The sequence below is a fragment of the Nocardia camponoti genome, from assembly GCF_014646135.1.
Taxonomy (GTDB): Bacteria; Actinomycetota; Actinomycetes; order Mycobacteriales; family Mycobacteriaceae; genus Nocardia; species Nocardia camponoti.
The window spans coordinates 1,175,728-1,198,992 of sequence record NZ_BMMW01000001.1 but is presented as its reverse complement, the minus strand read 5'-3'; the positions used below and the strand labels follow the sequence as shown (position 1 = coordinate 1,198,992).

Below are 23,265 nucleotides of genomic sequence, written 5' to 3'. Positions count from 1 at the left end.
TTCCCGTCGCGTCGTGCTCACGAGAGGTGCGACACACCACGGCGGGCGCATGGTCGTCGCCGCGTGTCCGCGCTAGCTAGCCCGGGTCGTGGGATGATCCGCGCATGGGTACAGGCATGAGCACGCCGCTGTGGATTCGCGGTTTGCGGTTGGCGTTCGCCATTCTTGGCATTGTCGCGGTGGCGTGGATCCCGTTGCGCAACGTCGACAGCGCGACGTTCTCGCTCACGAACTACTTCAGCTACTTCACGATCGAATCCAATGTGTTAGCCATCGTTGTGCTGGCCGTCGGTGCGATCGCCGCGCCTACCAGCGAAACGTGGCAGCGCTTTCGCGGCGCGGTCACGCTGTACATGACCATCACGATGGTCGTTTACGCCGTGCTGCTCGCCAGCGTCGACGTGATGCTCAACGACAAGTGGATCAACGACGTACTGCATCGCATTCTGCCGCTCGTGCTGCTCGCCGACTGGGTGCTTGTCGCGATGCCGCAGCGGCTGCGGCCCAGCCTCACGCTGATCGGGCAGTGGTTGATCTTCCCGCTGATCTACGGCGTTTACTCGCTCATCCGTGGCCCGATCGTCGACTGGTACCCGTACCCGTTTATCGACCCGCGCACGCAGGGCTACCTGTCGCTCACGATTGGTCTCGTGATTTTGGCTGGTGTTTTCGCGATGCTCGCGGTGGCGATGGCCAGCATCGGTGACCTCCCCGGCCGCATTCGGGCCAAGCGCGCTCAGCCATGACCGGTACCGGCTGTGCGGGCGCGACACGGTTCGGGTAAGTGTGTAGCCATGAATGCGCTCTGGCATGGATTCGCTGATATGGGCGCCGTCACCCGCGACGGCGCGTTTGTCGTCGCACGCGGCGACGGTGCCTACGTCTACGACGAGGCAGGTAAGCAGTACCTCGACGCGACGGCGGGCCTGTGGTTCACCAACGTCGGACACGGTCGCTCCGAGATCGCCGACGCGGTAGCTGACCAGTTGCGCACCATCGCGCACTACTCGAACTTCGGTGACATCACCGAGCCCGCGACGGCCGCGCTTGCCGAAAAGCTGGCCACGATCGCGCCGGTGCCGGGCTCGAAGATCTTCTTCACCTCCGGCGGTTCGGACTCGGTGGAAACCGCGGCCAAGCTCGCGCGTCGCTACTGGGCTGAGCAGGGTAAAACCGACAAGAAGATCCTCATCGGCCGCCGCCTTGCCTACCACGGCATGCACTACGCGAGCACCGCGATCGGTGGCCTCGCGCCCAACAAAGAGGGTTACGACGGCCCGCTTGTCGACGAGACCCGTCAGGTCGAATGGAACGACGCCAAGTCCTTGCTCGCCACCATTGAAGAGGTCGGCGCCGAGAAGATCGCCGCGTTTTTCTGCGAGCCGATCATCGGTGCCGGTGGCGTTTACCCGCCGCCGCCCGGCTACCTCGCCGAGGTGCGGCAGATCTGCCGCGACAACGACATCCTGTTTGTCGCCGACGAGGTCGTCACCGGCTTCGGGCGCATCGGTGGTTCGTGGTTCGCGTCGACGCGGTTTGATCTGCGGCCCGACCTGATGACCACCGCGAAGGGCCTAACGTCGGGGTACCTGCCGATGGGCGCGGTGTTCATCGCCCCGCACATCGCTGAGCCCTTCTTCGCCGGTGGTACGTGGTTCCGTCACGGTTACACCTACGGCGGTCACGCCGGTTCGGCCGCCGCCGCGCTGGCCAACCTGGCGATCATCGAGCGCGAAAACCTGCTCGACGAGGCGCTGCGCCTTGAGCAGACCATCCACACCGCCTTCGCGCCACTGGCCGACCACCCGCGCGTCGCCGAGGTGCGCAGCGGTGTCGGCGCGGTCGCGGCCGTGCAGTTGGCCGACCCGAGCGAAGGCCCCGGCCTCGTGAAAACCCTGCGTGAGCACGGTGTTTCGGGTCGAGCGGCGGGCGCTGGCGCGATGCAGATCTCGCCGTCGTTCGTGATGACCGACGAACAGGTTGGCGAACTCGCGGCTCGCTTTACCCGCGCACTGGGGTAAAGATTCGCGCTAAATGAACGGCCGTCCCGAATGTCGGGGCGGCCGTTCGCATTTGGTGCGCACGGGCTGGTGAACTTGCGCGCCGACAAGGGCTAGCCGAATTGAGGGACGGCGCACGGCCTTTGGTGCGAACATGAACGCACGTGAGTTATCCGCGCGTCGCGGGCAGGGGTGAACGTGCACGAAATTGATGGGTGGCTCACCGTCGTGCGCTGGCTCATGGTCGCGGCGTTGCTCACCGCGACCGTGCTCGTCGTCAGTCGACTGATCGGGGGCAGCAGGCAACATGGCGACTCCGCCGTAGACGCGTCGCATGTCCTGATGAGCGTGTTGATGGTCGCGATGTTCGTCGACCCCACCGCGCTCGCCCCGCACGTCTCGCGCGGTCTCTTGCTCGCGCTGGCCATCGCCCTTGGCATGGTCCTCGTCGACCGGCTGCGCGCGCGTGTCGGACCACCCAGCGGCGCGTCCGACATCGCCACCCACCTCATCGCCGTTGGCGCGATGTCCTACGCGCTCGACCAACACGACCAGCGACCAAGCGTGTTCGCGTACGCGCTGGCCGTATTGCTGCTCGCGGCGGCATTTTCCGGGGCACGACCGTTGCCGGGACAGCGACGCGCATTCACCGATCTTGTTCCGCATGTCGTCATGAATTGCTCGGCCGCGTTCATGCTCATTGGCATGACTGGCACACAATGACCGATCCGACTTAGCCCGCGCTGCGAATTGCCCTAGTGTGGACTCCGAACTCACCGATGAATCGGCAGCCGAATAGGTCTAGCTCTGCCACTGGTGACAATGGTCTCGCCGACGGCAAATGCCAGGAGTTTTACCGTGCGACCGGAGCCGCCGCGTTCGGGCTCGCGCTACGCGTACTGCATCGGCGCGGCCTCGCCGAAGATGTTGTCCGCGAAGGCTATCGACGCAGTCGCGCGTTGATCATGTCCGCGCCGCCATCGGCACCGGAAGCGCCGCCGAACCCGAGCCCGCCCGATTCCGCGCCCGACCTTCAAACTCCTTGGGGCAGAGCGGAATTCGGTTTCCGCACGACCTGGAAAGTGCCGATGCCTCCCGACGGTGGTCAACCAGGCTTGCCGTTCCTGCCCGTTGCGCGACGCGACTACGCCTACGGTCCACCGCCCCGTCCTGAACCCCCTGCGCCAGCACGCCATTCGCACGCGCTGCTCGCGCAAGTTCATCGCGTCGCGATCGAACAACTTCGCGCCGACCGCAACGATCGCAACGACCTGCCATGGTTCTCCGCATCGGCCCGCCTAGGCTTCGCCGACCCGCTCGACCCACACCTTGAAGTGTTCGTCCTCGCCTACTACGGCGGTCGCACGTATCGGGGGATCAGTCGCGAAACGGGCATGGCGGTGCCGACCGTCACGCGACTGCTCGGCGAAAGTATCGACCGACTCGCCGAGCAACGCGCGGTGCCCAACTTCGCGCCGCGGCACCGCTGGCGACCACCCCGGTCGGTACTCGCCCTAGCTGACGCCTACGCGCTCGACGCCGTCGCCGAACTCGAACGCCACCACATCCAAGCCAAACTCGCCACGATCGCCGCCCAAAGCGGCGACGAATTCGACGCGCGTGTGACGGCCGTCCACGACCTACTCGCGCGACTAGCGAAGTCCGACGAACGTCCGCCACCTCGCCATTTGGAAGCGCGGATACTCGCCGACTTCAACGGGGCGGCAAGCCGTCGCGGATATTGGGCGGCGACGCGACCGCCGTGGTTGCGTCGCCCAGGCGACGTCTAGTCGATATCGACAACGTGGTCTTCGGCAACGCGACCACCGAGCCGCACCCAGCCGTCGGAATCCCATTCGGTGAAGAGCTGCGAGCCTTCGCCCTGGGTAATGGTGAGCCCGCGCCGCAACTGCGCGGTGAGCGCGACAGCGGCCGCGCCGGTTGCCTCGTCTTCGACAATGCCCATGGCGGGCGCGAACATTCGCGAGCGCACCGCGCCGCGCGTTTCGTCGACCCAGGTCCAGTAGTAATGCTGACCGTCAGTGATCGCGCTCGGGTCGACGGCGGCGAGCGCGTCGACGTCGTCGAGCTGATGGAAGGTGAACGTCGGGGCCCACGACGCGCGGGCGGTGATCCACGTGATCCCGTCAGCCTGATCAACGGCGACCGCGCCAGCGGGGACGTCGAGCTGCTTGACCGGATGACCCTGCCGGGCGAGCCACCACGCGGTCCCCACCGTCGGGTGACCGGCGAACGGCAACTCGACCGCGGGCGTGTAAATGCGCATTTCGGCAACGCCGTCAACCGGTTCGGTGACGACGGTCGTCTCGCTCAAACCCATTCGGGCGGCAAGCATCTGGTGGTCGAGCGCGACAACATCTTGCGCGCGGGCAATTGCTAGCGGATTGCCGCCCGCACCGGTGGGGTCGGTGAAGACTCGAACGACCTCGACCTGAGTGTGGGCATCCTCGGGCACCTCGTGTGCGTTCTTCATGCCACCGAGACTAGCGCCGAATACGCGTTTCGGCCCTGTCCCAAGATTGGAACAGGGCCGAAAGGCGATGTGCGACTTAGACGGCTGCCGCAGCCAACGCCTGAGTGGACTCAACCGCCTGGCCGACGCCAGCGATGATCGCCGCGGCGCGCAGCGACTCGAAGATCACCTCACGCGAAACACCCGCGTCACGCAGCGTCTTCTCGTGCGCTTCAAGGCAATGCGCGCAACCGTTGATCGACGAAACCGCGAAGCTCCACAGCTCGAAATCGGCCTTGTCGACGCCCGGGTTGCCGATGATGTTCATCCGCAGACCGGCGCGCAGGTCGTCGTAGCGGCCTTCGAGGAACGCGCGACCACGGTAGAACACGTTGTTCATGCCCATGATCGATGCGGCACCGAGCGCGGCTTCGTACGCCTCGGCCGACAGCACGTCGGCGGCTTCTTCGGCGACCTCACGCAGGGTGGTTGCCGAACGGCTCGCCGCCGCCGACGCGAGCAAGGTGCCCCACAGCTGCTGCTCGTTGAGCACCGTGGTGCGCGCGAGCGATGACAGGTTGAGCTTGAGGTCCTTGGCGTACTCGGGCAGGGAGTTCTTGAGGTTCTCGATGCTCATAACGTGTGGGGCTCCTAACTGGTGAAACTAAAAGGGATTAGACGCTTGCCGAAAGAAGCTCGCCCGCGTTGATGGTCGGGTCGCCCTTCTTCCAGTTGCATGCGCACAGTTCGTCGGACTGGAGAGCGTCGAGCACGCGCAGGACCTCGTCGACGTTGCGGCCGACCGAACCGGCGGTCACCGAAACGAACTGCACCTCGTTGTTGGGGTCAACGATGAAGGTGGCGCGGTCGGCGACACCATCGGCGTTGAGGACGCCGGTCGCGGTGGCAAGTTCACGCTTGAGGTCCGACAGGATCGGGAACGGCAGCGTCTTGAGGTCGTCGTGCTGTGCGCGCCACTGGAAGTGCACGAACTCGTTGTCGACCGAAGCGCCGAGCACCTGGGCGTCACGGTCGGCGAACTCCTCGTTCAGCTTGCCGAACGCGGCGATCTCGGTGGGGCAAACGAAGGTGAAGTCCTTCGGCCAGAAGAACACGATGCGCCACTTGCCGGCGTAGTCGTCGCTGGAGATCTGGGTGAAGTAATCGTCGGGCTGCTGAGCGTCGACCTTGGACAGGTCGCCGCCGATGACGGCCTTGAGGTTGTAAGCCGGGAACTGGTCGCCGATGGTCAGCAGAGCCATGCTTGTTCTCCTGGGTGTTGGGGTGGTCGCTCGCGCGCCGCGATGGGAGTAGATAGTGCCCAAAGACTACTGAAAGGTAAAGCCGATCGCTCGTCGTACACTGATAGGCGTGACTGATCAGACTTATCAGCCAACCCTGTCGCAGCTGCGTGCGTTCGTCGCTGTCGCCGAATACCGGCATTTCGGCACTGCCGCAGCGCGATTGAGTGTGAGCCAACCCACGTTATCGCAGGCGTTGGCATCGCTGGAAAATGGGCTTGGCCTGCAATTGATCGAGCGCAGCACGCGTCGCGTATTGGTCACCGCGGCAGGCATGCGACTGCTTCCGCAAGCGATGGCGACGCTCGAAGCGGCCGACCGATTCGTCGCCTCCGCGACCGGCGACGGCCTCGGCGGCGTCTTGCGACTGGGCATCATTCCCACCATCGCGCCGTACGTTTTGCCCGACCTCCTGCCCGAGCTGCGCCGCAAACTGCCCGGCCTGGTTCCGCAGGTAGTCGAAGACCAAACCGCGCGGCTACTCGACGGCCTGCGAACCGGAGTGCTCGACGTCGCGATGCTCGCGTTGCCAACCGACACCCCGGGCTTAGTCGAATTACCGCTCTACACCGAGGATTTCGTGCTCATCACCCCGCGCGGGCACGAACTCGCCGGTCGCGGTGACCTCGCCGCTGACGACCTCACCGCACTCCCGCTGCTGCTGCTCGACGAAGGCCACTGTCTGCGCGACCAGACGCTCGACCTCTGTCGCAACGCCGACATCGAGGTCGGTTCCGTCGGCGACACCCGCGCGGCTTCGCTCGCGACGGTCGTGCAATGCGTGGCGGGCGGCCTTGGCGTCACGCTGATTCCGCAAATGGCACTCGACTCCGAAACCGCGCGCGGCACCCTCGACGTCGCGCGCTTCGCCGCGCCGGTGCCTGGCCGCACGATCGGTCTCGCGTTCCGAGCGTCGTCGGCACGCGCGGAAGACTACGAATACCTCGGCGCGATCATCCGCTCCAAGCGACCGTTCTAACGCGTCACCCCAGCTCGCCTGTTATTTTGAACATCGTTCAATTCTGCTGTGAAGGAAGTTTGTCGTGCCCGAAGTCGAGAAGTCCCCGCAACGGGCAACCGCATTCAACGCACGGGATCTGGCACAGATCGCGGTCTTCGCCGCCCTGATCGCCGCGCTCGGTTTGCCCGGTGCGATCACCGTCGGCTTCAGCGGTGTGCCGATCACCCTGCAAACGCTCGGCGTGATCCTCACCGGCGCGATCCTCGGCGCTCGCAAGGGAACGGCCGCGGTCGCGGTGTTCATCGCGCTCACGATGATCGGGCTGCCGCTGCTCTCCGGCGGTCGTACCGGTCTCACCGCGCTCGCCTCGCCGACCGCGGGCTACCTGATCGGCTGGATCCCGGCGACGCTGGTGATCGGCTGGCTCACCGCCGCGATCCTGCCGAAGTACCCGCTGGTGCTCGGCCTGCTCATCAACGCGCTTGGCGGCATCGTCGTCATCTACCTGTTCGGCACCATCGGTCTGCTCGTGCGCACCAAGCTTGACGTGTGGGCGGCGGTGTCGGCCAACTTCGCGTTCATCCCCGGTGACCTCGCCAAGGTCGTGATCGCGACCGTCGTCGCCAAGGGTGTCCACCGCGCGTACCCGGGGTTGATCGGCACCAAGACGTCGTGAGCGAGATCGTTGTCGACGCGGTCGGCCACCGTTTCGGCGACCGCGTCGTGCTGCGCGACGTCACCCTTCGCATCACCGAACGCCGGGTTGGCTTCATCGGTGCCAACGGCTCGGGCAAATCGACGCTGGCGCGCATGTTCAACGGCCTGCTGAAACCGTCGGCTGGCACGGTGACCGTCGACGGGCTCGATGTCGCGCGCAAAGGCGCGCAGGTGCGCCGCAAAGTCGGGTTCGTTTTCACCGATCCCGACACCCAGATCGTGATGCCGACGGTCGGCGAAGACCTCGCGTTCTCCCTGCGCCGCAGCGGGCTAAGCAAAACCGAAGTGGCCGAACGAGTTCAGCGCATGCTCGACCGTTTCGGACTCGCCGCCCACGCCGACCACCCAGCGCATCTGCTTTCCGGCGGCCAGAAACAACTGCTCGCCATCGGATCCGCGCTCATCCGCGAACCCGAGGTGATCGTCGCCGATGAACCGACCACCTTGCTTGACCTGCGCAATGCTCGACGGGTATCGCAGGCGCTGAACTCGCTCGATCAGCAAGTGATCGTGGTGACGCACGACCTCGCCCTGCTCGATGACTTCGATCGAGTTGTTGTGCTGGACAACGGCACTGTCGTTTTCGACGGACCTCCGGGCGCGGCGGTCGACATGTATCGCCAGCTCATCGCATGATCGGTCTCTACTGCCCGGGCGACTCGCTGCTGCACCGCATGCCAGCGGGAGTGAAGCTCGCGCTGCTGCTCGTCGCGATCGTCGCGCTGACCGTCTTCGTGCGCGGTCCGCTCGGTGTGCTGATCGCGACGGCCCTGGTCACAGGCTTGTACGCGCTGGCCCGCATTTCCTTGCGGGTGGCGTTCGCACAGATTCGTCCGGTGCTGTGGATGACCGCGATCATCGGCGTATTCCAGCTGCTCACCACGTCGCCGACGCGCGCCGTCGCGGTGTGCGGGGTCCTGCTCGTTTCGGTCGCGCTCGCCGCATTGGTCACCGTGACCACCCGGGTCACCGCGATGCTCGACGCGCTCACCCGCGCGTTGGGCCCGCTTCGCCGATTCGGCGTGAACCCCGAGCGCGTCAGTTTGCTTCTCGCCCTTGCCATTCGGTGCGTTCCGCTGCTCGCCCAGATCGTCACCGACGTCGGCGAAGCGCGGCGGGCAAGGGGAGTGTCGTGGTCGGCGACCGCGTTGGTCACGCCCGTGTTGGTGCGAGCGCTGCGGACCGCCGACGCGATGGGCGACGCGCTCGCGGCCCGCGGCGTCGACGACTGACTCTCAGAACAGCCCGTCAAACGGCACCGATGCGTCAAGGACGCACCAGCCCATCAGCTTCTTCTTGCCGTTACGCACGTGAAAGCTTGGGCCAAGCCACAATCCAGGTTCGACCTCGCGCAACTCGTCGTAGATGGCGCGACCCGGGCGACGACTGCCTAGCCGCGCGTCGTCGTAATCCATCACCACCGCGGGGCGACCATCGAGTTCGGAATCTTTGATCGTCGCGACGAAGTTCAACCCCCGCACGCCGCCGAGGAAACGAAAGATGTTGTGGCCGTAGGCAACTCCGGGCTCGGCGTGCCGGAAGGATTTGCCGAGCCAGAAGTAGGTCGGCTTATTCATGAAGCGGGCGAAGAACTTCGCGCCGGTGCAGGGAAAGGACCGCATCACGAGGTCGCCGGAGATGCGAGCGAAATCGCTATCGGTTACCGATGCCGCGTCACCGAACAGCGCGGGGAATTCGGCGATGCCCTTCTCAGAAAGGGCGTCGAGCCGGGGGCGCTCGTCAGCGGGGCGGCGAACCGGCATCACACCGGCGGGGATGGAGACGTCTTGCGGCACAGCGGCACTCGATTCTGTCTGGGAAATCGTTGCCGACAGTACCGGTTCGTTCACGACAAAGGCGGTGCGCCAGGAGAAACCCAGCACACCGCCTTCGGTCAGCTCACGCGCGTCAGCGACGCAGCGCGTACGGCTCGATCGCGCCGCGCTCCAGGGCGCGACCATCGATCGTTTCCGGCTTGTACGGCAGCAACGCCAACCGGTCGAGCATCCCGCGCACGGGCTCGTCGATGGTCTCGTTGAGGCCGAAAAGGAACGTCCACTCGTGCTCGTCACTGCCGTACGGAACGACCGTGGCGAACTGCTCGCGGAAACGGGCGAACGAACGCTTGAGGGTTTCGTTGCGCCACATCGTCGCGCAACCGGCCTGCGCCGACAGCACGCCGCCGGGAGCAAGCAGTGCCTTACATCGCGACAGGAACTCCGACTCGTACAGGCGGTTGTGCTGCGCGTCTTCGACCCGCTCATCAGGCAGATCGATGACGATCACGTCGTAGCGCGTGCCCGCTTCCTGCGCCTGGGCGAGGAAATCCCAGCCGTCCGCGTAATGCACGTGGACCGGGCCATCGTGGGCGACAGCGGCGGCGAGTTCGTCGGTGGTGTAGCCGTAGGGGAGGTGCTCAGCGCACAGCTCCACCTCGAGCTGGTCGATGTCGACGTGGTCGACGAGGCTCGCGCCCGCCGCGACCGACATCTGCGACGCCACACCTTCACCTGAACCGATGATCAGCACGCGATCGAGCTTCTCGGCAAGCACGAACGCCGGGACCATCATGGCCTCGTGGTAGGTGACCTGCGAAAACTCCGTCGACTGACGATCGTCGTCGGAGAACAGCGAAATGCCCTGCTGCGTCCGCGCGATCACCATGTGCTGGTACGGGGTGTTGGTGTCGATGATCACGTCGTGCAGATCCCAGATCCGGGTCAGGCCATCGCCCACCGGTTCGTAGATCTTGCGGGCACCGTGGCCACGCTGCACAACATTCATCTCCACCGTGGTGGGGTTCAGCTTCTTCCGCAGTTCGTCGACTGCCTTGGTCGCGCCAGCACCAATGCTTCCGCAGGTGAAAACGTCGACGAAGATGTCGCCGGACTCCGGATAAGTGTGAATCGAGGCGTGAGACTCCGACAACAGGGCGAGGACGGTCACCCCCTGCGGATCGAACTTTTTGTGAACGACATCGCAGATGGTGACGCCCGCCGAGAGCAAAGACTCGCGCAACGCCGATTCGAGTCGTTCGAGATCGTCACACAAAGCAGTGTCGACACCACCGAACTCGGCTAGCACGTGCCAGCCGGTGAATTCCGCCGTCATGGCAAACTCACTCTCGCTCAGCGCCCGAGACATGAACGGTCAAGGGCGGAAAACCATTGAAGGACACCGACGAATAACTCGCGGTATAGGCGCCGGTGTGCAGGATTTGAATGCGGTCACCGGCTCGCAACGTGGTCGGCAGAAGGACCTTTGTGCGTTGATACAGTACATCGTCTCCGTCGCAGGTCGGACCCGCGACCACCGCTTCAGCAACCGGATCGCCATCGCGATCGGTGACGAAACGGTAGGCGATGTACTCGTTCTCTGTCTCGGCCATACCGTTGTATCGGCCGATGTCGAGATACACCCAGCGTCGGCCGTCGGGCGCGACGCGCACCCCTACGACCTCGGCGTGAATTGTGCCCGCGTTGCCAACCAACGCGCGTCCCGGTTCGACGATGACGCGCACCGATTCGGGGAGGAATTCAGCGGCCGCGCTGCTGATCGCGGCGGCGATGTCGCTGAGTTCGGGGGCGGTGTCAACGTAGGAAACTGGGAGGCCGCCGCCAACGTTGACGACGGTGGCGGCAATGTTCTTGTCCGCCAACGCCTGCACGATCGCGCCCGCTTGCTCGATGCCGATGCGCCACGCGCTCGGGTCGAGTTGCTGGGAACCAACGTGGAAGTACGGGCCGCCGACAATGAGACCAAGATCATGAGCGCGGATGAGCAAATTCGTCGCTTCATCGGGCCGACATCCGAATTTCGTGCCGAACGGCGTCTTGGATTCCGGCGCTGATGACAGGAACCGACACTCGACTTCCGAACCGGGCGCGTGCTCGGCGATGCGCTCAAGGTCGTCTTCGGTGTCGAACGCGTACCGGCGCACACCAAGCGCGTAGGCGCGGGCGATGTGAGCGGCCTTTTTGATCGGATTGCCGTAGCAAAGGCGGTCGGCGGCGATGCCTAACGCGATGCACTGCTCGATCTCGCCGATGCTTGCCACATCGAATTCCGCGCCTTCGTCGGCGAGCAAAACAAGCAGGTCGTCAACGGGTGCCGCTTTCACCGCGTACCTGATCCGGGTGCCCGTCACCGTGAGCGCGGTGTCGAGGGCTCGGTAGTTGGCACGTACCCGCTCGGGGTAGATGACAAGGTACGGGGATTCGGGCATAGTTGAACTTTCGGTCGGCGGCCGAGAGAGACTATCAGCGGCCACTACCCGATTACGAATCCGGCAAACCTGCTTTTGGGGCTAGCCGACGACGAGGGTGACCTCGTCGAACACCACTTCCCCCGCCGCGTCCGATTCGGCCAAGTCCACGATCGCCGTCAACGCCCAGCCGTGGTCGCCAGCGGGGTCGTCGAGAATCTGGCGAACGTGCCAAAACTCCGGTCGCTTTTCCACCTGGAACAGCTGCGGGCCGCGCGCGTCCGGGCCGGCGCCGAGCGTTTCGTACTCCTCGAAGTAGGGTGCGAGGTCGAGTTGCCAGTCCGGGCCGTCGGCCAGCTCGCCAAGCTCGTACCAGCGTTGCCGCGATGCCAACTCAACGCGGCGGAACATCGCGTTGCGCACCATCACGCGGAACGCGCGTTCGTTCGCGGTGATCGGGCGCACCGATTCCGCGCCGAAGGCCACCTGCTCGGTGTCGGTTTCCGCGCCCGGGTTGGTGAGCTGTTCCCACTCGTCGAGCAGGGACGAGTCGACCTGGCGAATGAGTTCGCCAAGCCATTCGGTGAGGTCATCGAGTTCTTCGGTCCGCGCCGCGTCGGGCACGGTGCGTCGCAGCGCGCGGTAAGCGTCGGCGAGGTAGCGCAGGACAACGCCCTCGGAGCGGGCAAGGTCGTAGAAGGCGATCAGCTCGCCGAAGGTCATCGCGCGTTCGATCATGTCGCGCACGACCGACTTGGGCGACGGCGCGAATTCCGACACCCACGGATGGCCGCCGCGATAGGTCTCGAACGCGGGCTCGATGAGGTCAGCGAGCGGCTTGGGCCAGGTGACCTCCTCAAGCAACTCCATGCGCTCTTCGTATTCGATGCCGTCGGCCTTCATTTCCGCGACCGCTTCGCCGCGCGCCTTATGCTGCTGCGCCATCACGAGCTGACGCGGATCTTCCAGCGTCGACTCGATGAGCGAAACCACGTCGAGGGTGTAGGTGGGGCTGTCGCGATCGAGCAATTCGAAGGCCGCGAGCGCGAACGGCGACAGCGGCTGATCGAGAGCGAAATCACGTTGTAGGTCGACAGTGAGTCGCGCCATGCGACCCGTGGCATCGGGCTCGGAAAGCTGTTGCACCACACCGGCATCGCGCAACGCGCGATAGAGGCGAAGCGCGCGCAGGATGTGTTTGCGCTGTTGGGCGCGGGTTTCGTGGTTGTCTTCGAGCAGGTGCCGCATCGCCTGGAAACAGTTGCCGGGTCGCGCGATCACATTGAGCAGCAACGAGTTCGTGACCGAGAACCGCGACACCATCGGCTCGGGTTGCGCGGCGATTAGTCGGTCGAACGTTTCCTCGCTCCACGAAACAAAGCCCTCGGGAGGCTTGCGTCGCACGACCTTTCGTAGCTTCTTCGGGTCGTCGCCAGCCTTGGCGAGCAGGCGCGTGTTCTCGATCTCATGCTCGGGTGCTTCAACGACAACGGTGCCCATCGTGTCGAAGCCAGCGCGACCAGCGCGGCCCGCGATCTGATGGAACTCGCGCGCTTTGAGCCTGCGGGTGCGCACGCCGTCGTACTTGGTAAGCCCGGTCAGCAGCACGGTGCGAATGGGCACGTTGATCCCGACGCCGAGCGTGTCGGTGCCGCACACCACCTTCAACAGCCCGTCTTGGGCGAGTTTCTCAACGAGACGGCGGTACTTGGGCAGCATGCCAGCGTGATGGACACCAATGCCGTGCCGCAGCAGCCGCGACAGCGTTTTGCCGAAGCCCGACGCGAAGCGGAACTCGCCAATCGCCGCCGCGATCGCCTCCTTCTCCGCCTTGCTCGCGAAGTTGGAGCTGGTCAGCGCCTGTGCGCGTTCCAACGCGGCGGCCTGGGTGAAGTGCACGACATACACCGGAGCCTGATGCGTCGACACCAGTTCCTCGATGGTCTCCTGAATGGGGGTGCGCACATACGAAAAGGTCAGGGGGACAGGGCGTTCCGAGCCAGCGACGATTGCCGTTGAGCGGCCGGTGCGTCGGGTGAGGTCGTCGGCGAAGAAGTCGACCTCGCCCAAAGTGGCTGACATGAGCAGGAATTGGGCGTTCGGCAGTTCGATAATCGGCACCTGCCACGCCCACCCACGATCGGGGTCAGCGTAGAAATGGAACTCGTCCATCACGATCTGGCCCACCTCAGCGGCAGCGCCTTCGCGCAGTGCGAGATTCGCGAGGATCTCGGCGGTCGCGCAGATGATGGGCGCGTCCGGGTTCACGGCGGCGTCACCGGTGACCATGCCAACGTTTTCAGCGCCGAATAGCTCACAGAGTGCGAAAAACTTCTCGCTGACCAGCGCTTTAATCGGCGCGGTGTAGTAGCTGCGCTGGCCGTTCGCCATCGCGAAAAGGTGCGCGCCGACCGCGACAAGCGACTTCCCGGAACCCGTCGGGGTAGCCAAAATGACATTGGCCCCCGACGCCAACTCCATCAGCGCCTCGTCTTGCGCTGGATAGAGCGTGGTGCCCTGCTCGCTCGCCCACGCGGCGAAGCTCTCGTAGAGCGCGTCGGCGTCGGTTCCGGGAATTTCCAGCAGGTCGGTCAGATCCACTCCGACCACCCTACTGGGTTGGCCGGTTAGTCCTCGCCGTCGCCGGAAGTGTCGCTGTAACCGCCCTGTTCGGCGAGGAAGCGTTCGAACTCCGCGCCCAACTCCTCGCCACTGGGTAGATCGCCGTCGCCTGCCAACAAACTCGACTGGCGTTCTTGCGCGGTGACGAAACTGTCGTATTGGCGCTCAAGCGCGGTGACAACCGTCTCGACTTCGTCATTGCCCGCGATGTGCTCGGCGACCTGCTCGCGAACACGCGCGGCGGCTTCGCCAAGCGCGGTCAGCGGCAGCTCAAGGCCGGCGTTCTCGGCAACATTTTCCAGCAGCGTTTGGGCGGCCTCGGGGTAATCGGTTTGGGCGAGGTAGTGGGGCACATGTACCGAGAACCCAAGCGACTCATGTCCGTGCTGGCCCATTCGATACTCAAGCAGCGACGACGCGCTCCCGGGAACCTGCAGCTCACCGGGCCAGCGCTGGTGTTCGCCAAGCAGCGAACGGTCCGACGAATGCGCGGTGACGCCAAGCGGACGCGTGTGCGGGATCGCCATCGGAATGGCCGACAGGCCGATCGTGCGACGCACGCCGAGCTGTTCAGCGAGGAGACGCACCGCGGTGGTGAACTTCTCCCAGCGTAGGTCCGGTTCAAGCCCGGACAGCAGCAAAAACGGGGTGCCCGCGGTGTCGCGCAACGCCCACAGGTTCAGTTCGGGTTCGGCGTAATCGGCGAAATGGTCGGTTTGGAATGTCATCAACGGACGACGCGACCGGTAATCGAGCAGCTCATCGACATCAAATGACGCGACAAGTTCGGTTTCGAGACTCTCGCGTAGGTGAGTGGTGGCCAGCCGGACAGCGTGGCCAGCATCGGTGAAACCCTCAAGACCGTGCACGAGCACGGGACCCGCGCCGTCTTCGGAAGACAGCTGTGGGGCGGGGAACTCCAGTTCGTACATGTGCGACTGATCATCCATCGCGAACTCCTTCCTGCGCGGTCCACCATCGCTCGCGGCGCGGAGACAACATCCATTGTCCCCCACGCGCGCCGACGGCTCGCAAACGGCCGGAGGACGGCTCGTTTTGGTGGATAACAGCGAGCGCGGCGAGGGAATTCCCGACTTGGACCGGCGCCGGGACAGGTGGCGTAGCGCGGCGTGGCAACCGGTGCGCGATCGCGCTGGTACGGCACAGTAGACGATGTGCGAGCGGCCGACAAGACATTGCGCGGATTCGGGTTAGTGCTGGTCATCGGCGTCGCGATGGGGTTGACCGTCGCCTGCGGGAACGAGGTGACCGGCATTCCGGTCGCGACGAACGCGGACACGCGCGGTCACGTCGACCGTCCGCTCGGCGAGTTGCTGCCAACGCCCGCGCAATTCCCGGCGGTTTACCCCGCTGTTGTTTTGCCGCCGCAAGCCGCGTCAGCGGCGGCAGGGGACCTTGACGGCGTTGGGACTGGGGCGAGTGTTGAACCCGTCGATTGCGTGCCGCCCGGGGCGAGCGAAACCGAACCGGTCGCGGTGGCGGTTGGCACTAACGAAGCGAGTCGCGTGAGCGTGACTGTCGAGCTCGCGCGCAGCCCGGAATCGGTCGCTCACCTGCGCGAATGGGCGGCGCGATGTGCGGTGATGCGGGTCGTCCGCGCGGGTGCGTCATCGACGGTCACAACGACGCTGTCGGAAACAACTCTCAACGGGGCAGATGACGCCGTTTCGCTGCGCCGAACGGTCGTTCCCGACGTTGGCGGAGCAGGGCTTGCCCAGACGATGCAGACGACCGTTGGCCAAGTGGCCGATGTGCGAATTACCGTGACCGCCATGGGTTTTGGTGCGAGCCAGCCCGACGCCGGTGCTGTTGACGAACTGTTCGCGGTCGCGGTGGGGAACGTCGCTGGGAGCTGATACCACGCCGCACCGACAAACTGGGTCGAAAGTGACTGCGAGAGCGTCAGTTATGCACAGGTTGGCGGTTATCCACAGGCCGAATAAAAGCCCAGGTAAGTCACGCGAGGCACCGACGCCCATCGGCGATGCTCATCGGCATGACCACTCCCGCATCGCACTCCAGTCCTCGCCTGCTTCGGCGATCCGGTCCCTTCACTCGCGCCCTCGGCTGTTCGGAAGCGTCGCCCGCGTATTCGGCGCCACCGACGGTTCGCGTCGACGAACCAGGGGACCTGATCGCGGCGATTCCCGCGCTATTGGGCTTCACCCCCGAACGGTCGCTTGTGCTCGCGATGCTGTGCCCGGGCGGGCATCGGGGTGCTGAGGTGATTGAAGCGGTCATGCGATTCGACCTGGACAGCCTCGTTGAGCCCGGCGCGCTTGAGCAATTCACCGACTGCGTTGTGTCCATTTGTGTGCGCGAACAAGCGGTGGGGGTGCTAGCCGTCCAAGTCGACGATCGGGCTGGACCATCGCTGGCCATCACCCGATTGCGGGTCGCGCTGCTCGACGCGCTAGCGGGCCAAGGCGTGCCGATTCGCGGTGCGTGGACCGTTGGCTCGATCAGCGCTGGCGCGCGCTATCGCGATCTGTTCGATCCAGGTGCAGGCGGGGTGGTACCCGACCCGTCCAGCTCGCTCGTCGCGGTGTCGCAAGTGCTTGACGGTCGGCCCATTCGACAGTCGCGAGCCGACCTCATCGCACTGCTCGCACCCGACGAATTGCGCCGCGCCGGCGTGCAACGGCTGCTGTGCGGGGCAGCGCGCAGTTATCACCGCGACGTCGCCGCTGCTCGACGCATAGGGCGAGACGCCGAACAGCAACGTCAAATGCTGGAATGGATCCTGTGGCAGATCGCCGACGTTGAATCGGGCGAACCGCGTACCAATGCCGACCTCGCGCGTATCGCGGTGCTGGTGCGCGATCAACCGATCCGAGATGTCATGTACGGCATCGCCCTTGGCGAGCACGCCGAAGCCGCTGAGCTGCTGTGGACCCAACTCGCTCGCGCCACCGTCGACCGGGACCGCGCGGAAGCGGCCTCGCTGCTCGGCTACAGCGCGTACGTGCGTGGCGACGGACCGTTCGCCGGCATCGCGCTCGGGTTGGCAGTGGAGGCCGATGGTGACCACACCATGTCGGTGTTGCTGGAAACGTCGTTGCAAGCGGGACTGCGGCCCGACCGGCTACACAAGCTCGGCGAATGCGGGCATCAACTCGCCACTGACCTCGGGATAGACCTCGGCCCGATCACGCGATGAACTGAGGTTCGTCGCGATGACCGGGCCGAGGTTCGACTGCCGAATCAGCGGGCGCTGTGCGCGCGATCGCCGAGTGAACGCAGGAATTCCCAAGCGTCAGAGACGATTTCGTCGAGATCGTTGTGCTCGGGCCGCCACCCGAGCGCGGCGATGGCCTCGTCGCTTGAGGCGATCAACACGGCGGGGTCGCCAGCGCGGCGCGGCGCGTCAATGGCTTCGATGGGCAACCCGGTGACCCGCTCGCACGCCGAAATCACCTCGCGCACAGAGAAACCCGTACCCGAACCGAGATTGAACACGCGATGCGTCCCGGGCTCAGCCGAGGCGAGCGCCAACGAATGTGCTTGGGCCAGATCGCGAATGTGAATGTAATCGCGCACGCAGGTGCCGTCGGGCGTAGGCCAGTCGGTGCCATACACCGAGATGGCCTTGCGATGACCGAGTGCCACCTGCAAAACAAGGGGGATCAGATGAGTTTCGACAACGCGGTTCTCGCCGAGACCGCCGTAAGCACCGGCCACGTTGAAGTACCGCAGGCTCGTCGCGGCCAATCCGTGCGCGACCGCGTAGGAGGTGATGGCGTGGTCGATCGCGAGCTTGCTCGCCCCGTAGGGGTTGGTGGGACGGGTGGCCGCGGACTCGGTGATCGGCACCTGTTCGGGCTCGCCGTACACCGCGGCAGTCGACGAGAAAACCAGTCGCGGCGTACCGGTTTCGCGCATCGCCTCAAGCAGCCGCAGCGTCTTAACGACATTGCCGTGCCAATACTTCTCGGGCTGCTCAACCGACTCGCCGACCAGCGACTGGGCGGCGAAATGCAGGACACCGTCGAAGGATTCAGCGGCGAGCAGGGCGGGGACGGCGTCGGCGATGTCGCCTTCGACGAACCGCGCGCCCGCAGGGACGCCTTCGGTGTTGCCGGTGGACAGGTCGTCGACGATAACGACGTCATGCCCTTGATCGAGCAGCACGGCGGCGGTACCGCCACCCACGTAGCCGGCACCGCCGGTGACCAGAAGTTTCACGAATCAGACCAGCCTCACCTGGACGGCGTGCGCCATCTCCTCGGACAATTCGAACCCGGAATGGCCAGGGACGGTGATGAGCACCGCGCCCGGCTTGGTCTCGACAGTCACGCGCGCGTCCGGAACAACACCGGCTTCACGGAGTTTGCCGATGACCTCGGGGTCGGTCTGGATGTGCTCGGCGAGCCTTCGCACCACCACCGCGTGCAGCGCGCCGTTGGGCAGGTCCGACAGCCGCACCAGCGTCTCCGGGGGCGTAGCGCCATCGGCGAGCCCGAGCTCGTCGAGCCCAGGGATGGGGTTGCCGTAGGGCGAGGTAGTGGGATGGTTGAGCACCTCAATCAGGCGCCGCTCCACCTCCTCGCTCATCACGTGCTCCCAGCGGCACGCCTCGGCGTGCACGTTCTCCCAGTCGAGGCCGATGATGTCGACCAGCAAGCGCTCGGCGAGCCGATGCTTACGCATCACCGCGACAGCCATCGCGCGGCCCTTGTCCGTGAGCTCCAAATGCCGGTCGCCAGCAACGAGCAGCAGGCCGTCGCGCTCCATGCGCGCGACCGTCTGGCTCACCGTTGGCCCGCTCTGCTCAAGCCGCTCGGCGATGCGCGCACGCAGCGGCACAACGCCCTCTTCCTCGAGGTCGTAGATGGTACGGAGATACATCTCCGTGGTATCCACCAGATCCTTCACCTAATACCCCTTCGTCGGTACGAATTCTACCCACGCGCGAACGTCCGACCCTGCGCCGGACCAGCGGGCCTATTTCTACTGCATCTCAACGCACCACCGGCACTAACACTTCCGACTAGCGTGGCGACCATGGTCACCTCGCCTGATCGCGATGCCGCCGCGGCGTTGGTGTGGTCCGAGCGATTCCTCGGCTACACCTGGAGTCCTGAGCACCCGATGAAGCCGTCACGGTTGCGCTTCACTATGTCACTGGCACGCCATCTTGGTGTGCTCGACGGTGTCGAGTTGCTTGAACCGGGCGCGGCGACCGAAGCCGACTTGCTGCGCATCCATCGCGGCGATTACCTCGACGCGGTCCGCCGAGCGGATTCGGGACCGGCTTCGGCCGACGACACGACCTATGGTCTCGGCACCGCCGACAACCCGATTTTCTCGGGAATGCACGAGGCGGCGTCGGTGATCGTGGGCGGCACCCTCGCTGCCGCTGGCGAGATCGCGGCGGGTCGTACGCGAAGGGCAGTCAGCATCGGCGGCGGGATGCACCATGCGATGCCGAACGCGGCGGCGGGGTTTTGCATTTACAACGATGCCGCGATCGCGATCTCGTGGTTGCTCGACAACGGCTTCGACCGCATCGCCTATCTCGATGTCGACGTGCATCACGGCGACGGGGTGCAGCGCGCCTTCTACGACGATCCTCGCGTGCTGACCGTCTCGCTGCACCAACACCCGTCCTCGCTCTGGCCCAATACCGGCTGGCCCGAAGAGACGGGAGTTGGTCGAGGGGAGGGCACATCGATCAATGTGCCACTATTGCCAGGAACACGAGATGCCCAGTGGCTCAGAGCGTTTCACGCGGTGGTGCCGAGCGCGGTCGCCGCGTTTGAGCCGCAGATCATCATCAGTCAGTGCGGGGTCGACACCCATCGCGAAGATCCCCTAGCCGATCTGGAACTCACCGTCGATGGTCAGCGTGCGGCCTTTATCGCTATGCGCGAGCTCGCTGATCGCTATGCCGACGGACGGTGGCTTGCCATCGGCGGCGGCGGGTACGGCGTAGTACGCGTTGTGCCACGGGCGTGGACGCATCTGCTCGCGACCGCGTTGGACCGGCCCGTTGCGCCAGAAACGGCGATCCCCGACGACTGGCTCGCCGAGGTACGCGCCGCGTCGCCGCGCGTCACGCCACCGACCACCATGAGCGACGGCGGAAACGTCAGTTACCAGCCGTGGGATGGGCCAGGCGGGACGCCCGACATCGGCGATCCAGATGACGTCCGCCGACAACGGGCTGTCGACACCGCCATCACAGCAACGCGCCGCGCCAGCTTCGGCCTGCTCGGCCTCGACCCGGACGACCCCCGTGACTGAGCCGCTGCTGCCCGATACGGCAGATACTCCAGCGAATCCGCCTGCGCCGCCCCCACATTGGTCGGGCGACGTGCTCGCCAGCGACGGGGGAGTGGTGCGAATCCGACCCATCACCCCCGACGACGCCGACGCCCTCGCGACGTTCCACGAACGGCTGTCCGAACGCACCCGGTACCTGCGCTATTTCGGCCCGTACCCACGTATCTCGCCGCGCGACATGTACCGCACGACGCACCTGGACTACCGCGACCGCGTCGGCATGGTCGCGGTACTCGGCAACGACATCATCGGCGTTTCCCGCTACGAACTGCTCGACCGCACCGACGAGCGCGCGGCCGAAGTCGCCTTCGTTGTCGCCGACGAACATCAGGGACGCGGCCTTGGTTCCGTGCTGCTCGAACACCTGGCGGGCGCGGCGGCTGAGCACGAGATCACGACCTTCGTCGCGGAAGTGCTCGCCGAAAACGAGCCGATGATCACGGTTTTCCGCGACGCGGGCTATCAGTTACGGCGCAGCCGCGACGGCGCGGAAGTGCACCTGGAATTCGCGATCGACCCAACCGAAGCGCTACGCACGGTGCGCGACGCGCGCGAAGCTGCCTCCGAGGCGCGCAGCGTGGGCAACCTGCTGGCACCCGGCTCGGTCGCGGTCATCGGTGCCACGGTCGACCCCGCGCGCGTCGGCGGCGCGGTATTCGCGAATCTGCTCGCGGGCGGGTTCTCCGGGCCGGTTTATCCGGTGAATCCGAATCGGCAATCAGTGCAAGGTGTTCGGTCGTATGCGACCGTGCGTGACATCCCCGACCACGTCGACCTCGCCGTCGTCGCGGTCGGGGCACCAGCGATCCCGTCCGTGCTCGCCGACTGTCTCGCCAAGGGCGTGAAGGGGCTCATCGTGCTCACCGCGGGGTTCGGCGAAGCTGGGCCTGCTGGCCTGACCGCCGAACGCGACCTGGTCGCCGCCGCGCGCGGACACGGCATGCGGGTGGTCGGGCCGAGTGCGCTGGGCATCGCCAACACCGATCCAGCGGTCGGCCTCAACGCCACCCTCGCCCCGGTGTTGCCCGAGCGCGGTCGGATCGGCTTCTTCTGCCAGTCAGGCCCGTTGGGCGCGGCGATTTTGGGTGAGGCGGCCGCGCGCAACCTTGGTCTGTCGACGTTCGTCTCGGCGGGCAATCGCGCGGACGTGTCGGGCAATGACCTTTTGCAGTACTGGGACACCGCCGCCGACACCGAGGTCATCCTGCTGTATCTGGAGAGCTTCGGTAATCCGCGCAAGTTCTCGCGACTGGCCCGCCGCGTCGCCCGTGCGAAACCCATCGTCGCGGTGAGCAGTGGCAGGCTTGCCGGTGGCGTTGACATGGACCGCACCGTCGTCCGCGACCTGTTCGCCCAGGCGGGCATCATTCAGGTTGAGTCGATCTCGGCGCTGTTCGACTGTGCCGCTTTGTTGGCGACGCAGCCGCTGCCGCGAGGCCCGCGCGTCGCCGTCATCGGAAACAGTGCCGCACTTAATTGGCTAGCAACGGATGCTGTTGTCGCACAGGGACTTTCAGTGCAGCGTCCGGAGCGGGCGGCAGGTCGCGGGACAACGGTGCGTCCAACTGAGCGCGGGCTGAACCCCGCGTCGGCAGCAGCGCCCATCGACCTCGGACCAGAGGCAACGCCCGGCGACTATGAGCAAGCGGTGCGCGCCGCCCTCGACTGCGATCATGTCGACGCGGTGATGGTCATCGTCGCGCCACCCGTCCCGGTCAAGATGGATGGCTTCGCCGACGCCCTCCGAACCGCCGCAGCGCGCGCGACGAAACCGCTGCTCACGACATTCGTCGCCGAATCGGGCATCCCGAGCAACCTCGCGGTCGGTTCGCCCAACGCCGCACCCGCGCGCGGGTCGATCCCGTCCTACCCCGACCCGGAACGCGCGGCAGCCGCACTGGCAATGGTCGAACGGTACGCCCGCTGGCGCGACCAACCGCCGTCACCGATCGCGCGCCCACCGGGCATCGACGTCGACAAAGCGCGCCACCTGGTTACCGACTGGCTCGCCGACGGCGGCCCGCGCTGGCTAGACGATGTGGAGGCCGCGCGGCTGCTCGCCTGCTACGGCATCAACGTCGTCGCCTTCCGCGTGGCGAACAACGCTGACGAGGCGGTCGCCGCGGCAACGGAGCTTGGCTATCCCGTCGCGGTGAAGGCCACAGGGGAAATGTGGCGACAACGGCCCGATCTGCTTGGCGTACGGCTCGATCTGTGGGGCCCGGACGCGGTGCGCCAAGCCTATGCGGATCTGGTTGAGATCTGCGGTGACCCGGTGCTGCACGTGCAGCGCATGGCCGCCAAGGGTGTTGGCTGCGTCTTGCGCGTGACCGATGACCCGTCGTTTGGCTCGGTGATCGCCTTTGGGCTTTCGGGTCGCATCATCGAACTGCTCGGTGACCGCGCCTATCGCGCACTGCCCTTGACCGAGGCTGAGTCAGTGGCCCTGATCCGCGCCCCGCGCGCGGCCCCTCTGCTCGACGGCGCGGACACTGACGCGCTAGTTGAACTGGCCCAACGGATTTCGGCCCTGTTCGACGACATCGCCGAACTGCGCGAACTGTCGGTAGACCCGGTGCTTGCCGCGCCAACGTCGGCAGAAGTGCTTTATGCCCGCGTGCGGATTGGTCCTGAACCGAGCCGGTTCGACGCGGGACCGCGTCGGCTTCCCTGATCGAGGC

Annotated in this window: 22 protein-coding genes; 12 read left to right on the top strand and 10 right to left on the bottom strand. The window is 65.6% G+C overall.

Going from position 1 to position 23,265, the window contains the following annotated elements; translation table 11 throughout:
- The first annotated feature begins 104 nt into the window (after positions 1–104).
- From IEX78_RS05565 to IEX78_RS05550, 4 genes are all read left to right on the top strand, one after another.
- A complete protein-coding gene (locus IEX78_RS05565; RefSeq protein WP_188827700.1) occupies positions 105–746 on the top strand; it encodes a Pr6Pr family membrane protein in 642 nt (213 codons plus the stop codon).
- Positions 747–794: 48 nt separating this feature from the next.
- On the top strand, positions 795–2,021 hold the full coding sequence (locus IEX78_RS05560; protein ID WP_188827699.1) for an aminotransferase family protein: 1,227 nt from the start codon (positions 795–797) through the stop codon (positions 2,019–2,021).
- 177 nt (positions 2,022–2,198) lie between these two features.
- Entirely contained in the window at positions 2,199–2,723 is a 525-nt protein-coding gene (locus tag IEX78_RS05555) for a DUF5134 domain-containing protein (RefSeq protein ID WP_188827698.1), read from the top strand.
- Positions 2,724–2,779: 56 nt separating this feature from the next.
- Positions 2,780–3,790 carry an RskA family anti-sigma factor gene (locus IEX78_RS05550; RefSeq protein WP_188827697.1) on the top strand — a complete coding sequence of 337 codons (1,011 nt, stop codon included), beginning with the start codon at positions 2,780–2,782 and terminating at the stop codon, positions 3,788–3,790.
- Here the strand turns inward: IEX78_RS05550 and IEX78_RS05545 are convergent.
- The 3 genes from IEX78_RS05545 to IEX78_RS05535 all read right to left on the bottom strand — a co-directional run bounded on the left by IEX78_RS05545 (position 3,787) and on the right by IEX78_RS05535 (position 5,735).
- Positions 3,787–4,494 carry a PhzF family phenazine biosynthesis protein gene (locus IEX78_RS05545; protein WP_188827696.1) on the bottom strand — a complete coding sequence of 236 codons (708 nt, stop codon included), beginning with the start codon at positions 4,492–4,494 and terminating at the stop codon, positions 3,787–3,789. The genes IEX78_RS05550 and IEX78_RS05545 overlap by 4 nt on opposite strands.
- Before the next feature lie 76 nt (positions 4,495–4,570).
- Positions 4,571–5,110, bottom strand: coding sequence for an alkylhydroperoxidase, AhpD family (gene ahpD, locus IEX78_RS05540; protein ID WP_188827695.1), 540 nt, complete (start codon positions 5,108–5,110; stop codon positions 4,571–4,573).
- Between the two features lie 37 nt (positions 5,111–5,147).
- Positions 5,148–5,735, bottom strand: coding sequence for a peroxiredoxin (locus IEX78_RS05535; RefSeq protein ID WP_188827694.1), 588 nt, complete (start codon positions 5,733–5,735; stop codon positions 5,148–5,150).
- Positions 5,736–5,844: 109 nt separating this feature from the next.
- On the opposite strand from IEX78_RS05535, the gene IEX78_RS05530 reads away from it, so the two are divergent.
- The 4 genes from IEX78_RS05530 to IEX78_RS05515 all read left to right on the top strand — a co-directional run bounded on the left by IEX78_RS05530 (position 5,845) and on the right by IEX78_RS05515 (position 8,684).
- A complete protein-coding gene (locus IEX78_RS05530; protein ID WP_188827693.1) occupies positions 5,845–6,753 on the top strand; it encodes a hydrogen peroxide-inducible genes activator in 909 nt (302 codons plus the stop codon).
- 64 nt (positions 6,754–6,817) lie between these two features.
- The gene (locus IEX78_RS05525; RefSeq protein WP_188827692.1) at positions 6,818–7,411 is read left to right on the top strand and encodes a biotin transporter BioY; all 594 of its coding nucleotides are present in this window, start codon (positions 6,818–6,820) and stop codon (positions 7,409–7,411) included.
- Positions 7,408–8,088 (top strand): energy-coupling factor ABC transporter ATP-binding protein, encoded by a 681-nt coding sequence (locus IEX78_RS05520; RefSeq protein WP_188827691.1) that lies wholly within the window; start codon positions 7,408–7,410, stop codon positions 8,086–8,088. The genes IEX78_RS05525 and IEX78_RS05520 overlap by 4 nt, the downstream gene beginning before the upstream one ends.
- A complete protein-coding gene (locus IEX78_RS05515) occupies positions 8,085–8,684 on the top strand; it encodes an energy-coupling factor transporter transmembrane component T family protein (RefSeq protein ID WP_188827690.1) in 600 nt (199 codons plus the stop codon). Before IEX78_RS05520 ends, IEX78_RS05515 begins: the two co-directional genes overlap by 4 nt.
- Before the next feature lie 3 nt (positions 8,685–8,687).
- Here IEX78_RS05515 and IEX78_RS05510 read toward each other — a convergent pair whose 3' ends face one another.
- The 5 genes from IEX78_RS05510 to IEX78_RS05490 form a co-directional block, all read right to left on the bottom strand.
- Positions 8,688–9,302: a hypothetical protein gene (locus tag IEX78_RS05510; protein ID WP_188827689.1), complete on the bottom strand. Its 615-nt coding sequence runs from the start codon at positions 9,300–9,302 to the stop codon at positions 8,688–8,690.
- A gap of 58 nt (positions 9,303–9,360) precedes the next feature.
- Positions 9,361–10,563, bottom strand: a complete 1,203-nt coding sequence (gene speD / locus IEX78_RS05505; RefSeq protein WP_188827688.1) for an adenosylmethionine decarboxylase — start codon at positions 10,561–10,563, stop codon at positions 9,361–9,363.
- Positions 10,564–10,570: 7 nt separating this feature from the next.
- Positions 10,571–11,677 (bottom strand): type III PLP-dependent enzyme, encoded by a 1,107-nt coding sequence (locus IEX78_RS05500; protein WP_188827687.1) that lies wholly within the window; start codon positions 11,675–11,677, stop codon positions 10,571–10,573.
- 81 nt (positions 11,678–11,758) lie between these two features.
- Positions 11,759–14,257 carry a DEAD/DEAH box helicase gene (locus IEX78_RS05495; RefSeq protein WP_188827686.1) on the bottom strand — a complete coding sequence of 833 codons (2,499 nt, stop codon included), beginning with the start codon at positions 14,255–14,257 and terminating at the stop codon, positions 11,759–11,761.
- Positions 14,258–14,283: 26 nt separating this feature from the next.
- The gene (locus IEX78_RS05490; protein ID WP_188827685.1) at positions 14,284–15,228 is read right to left on the bottom strand and encodes a PAC2 family protein; all 945 of its coding nucleotides are present in this window, start codon (positions 15,226–15,228) and stop codon (positions 14,284–14,286) included.
- 225 nt (positions 15,229–15,453) lie between these two features.
- On the opposite strand from IEX78_RS05490, the gene IEX78_RS05485 reads away from it, so the two are divergent.
- Both IEX78_RS05485 and IEX78_RS05480 read left to right on the top strand, forming a co-directional pair.
- On the top strand, positions 15,454–16,155 hold the full coding sequence (locus IEX78_RS05485; protein WP_229683723.1) for a sensor domain-containing protein: 702 nt from the start codon (positions 15,454–15,456) through the stop codon (positions 16,153–16,155).
- Between the two features lie 140 nt (positions 16,156–16,295).
- Complete coding sequence (locus IEX78_RS05480) at positions 16,296–17,459, top strand: DUF4192 domain-containing protein (RefSeq protein WP_188827684.1); 1,164 nt, start codon at positions 16,296–16,298, stop codon at positions 17,457–17,459.
- Positions 17,460–17,503: 44 nt separating this feature from the next.
- Here IEX78_RS05480 and galE read toward each other — a convergent pair whose 3' ends face one another.
- Both galE and IEX78_RS05470 read right to left on the bottom strand, forming a co-directional pair.
- Positions 17,504–18,484, bottom strand: coding sequence for a UDP-glucose 4-epimerase GalE (galE, locus tag IEX78_RS05475; RefSeq protein ID WP_188827683.1), 981 nt, complete (start codon positions 18,482–18,484; stop codon positions 17,504–17,506).
- Between the two features lie 3 nt (positions 18,485–18,487).
- Positions 18,488–19,174 carry an iron-dependent transcriptional repressor DtxR gene (locus IEX78_RS05470; RefSeq protein WP_188827682.1) on the bottom strand — a complete coding sequence of 229 codons (687 nt, stop codon included), beginning with the start codon at positions 19,172–19,174 and terminating at the stop codon, positions 18,488–18,490.
- 129 nt (positions 19,175–19,303) lie between these two features.
- Between IEX78_RS05470 and IEX78_RS05465 the strand changes: the two genes are divergently transcribed.
- On the top strand, positions 19,304–20,545 hold the full coding sequence (locus IEX78_RS05465; RefSeq protein ID WP_188827681.1) for an acetoin utilization protein AcuC: 1,242 nt from the start codon (positions 19,304–19,306) through the stop codon (positions 20,543–20,545).
- A complete protein-coding gene (locus IEX78_RS05460) occupies positions 20,538–23,258 on the top strand; it encodes a bifunctional acetate--CoA ligase family protein/GNAT family N-acetyltransferase (RefSeq protein ID WP_229683722.1) in 2,721 nt (906 codons plus the stop codon). Before IEX78_RS05465 ends, IEX78_RS05460 begins: the two co-directional genes overlap by 8 nt.
- The last annotated feature ends 7 nt before the right edge of the window (positions 23,259–23,265 follow it).